This is a genomic window from Rufibacter sp. JT3400010, from assembly GCF_054956755.1.
Genome location: NZ_JBUDXA010000044.1, coordinates 1 through 382, shown reverse-complemented (window position 1 = coordinate 382; position 382 = coordinate 1). Strand labels below are relative to the sequence as shown.

Below are 382 nucleotides of genomic sequence, written 5' to 3'. Positions count from 1 at the left end.
CCCTAGCGCCAACACGGGGCAGGACTACTCCCCCTGGCTCAGCGACGACCTGAACAACCTGGTGGCCAGCGAGTGGTCCCAGAAGAACATGACCTACGTGGACGTGAAGCTCACCCTGGAGAAGCGCGCCGAGGTCAGCCGCCTGGCCCTCTACGACCACCAGGGCGTCTTCACCACCAACCCCGCCACCCTCTACGCCCTGGACGGGGGCAAGCTCACCCTCATCGGCACCTTCACCGGCGAGAACTACCTCTCCTGGGTCAGCCTCAAGCCCGCCAGGCCGCTCATGGCCGAGGCCATCGTCATCCGCAAGCACGGCAACAACATCCCCCAGAAGGTGCAGGCCTTCGGCACCGCCGCCGGGGCCCTGGCCCAGGCCGTG

1 protein-coding gene is annotated in these 382 nt (G+C 67.5%); it reads left to right on the top strand.

Annotation, left to right across the window (positions count from 1 at the left end; genetic code table 11):
• A partial coding sequence (locus ACY0JR_RS21175) for a hypothetical protein (protein ID WP_462636165.1) occupies window positions 1–382 on the top strand: 382 nt, incomplete at both ends.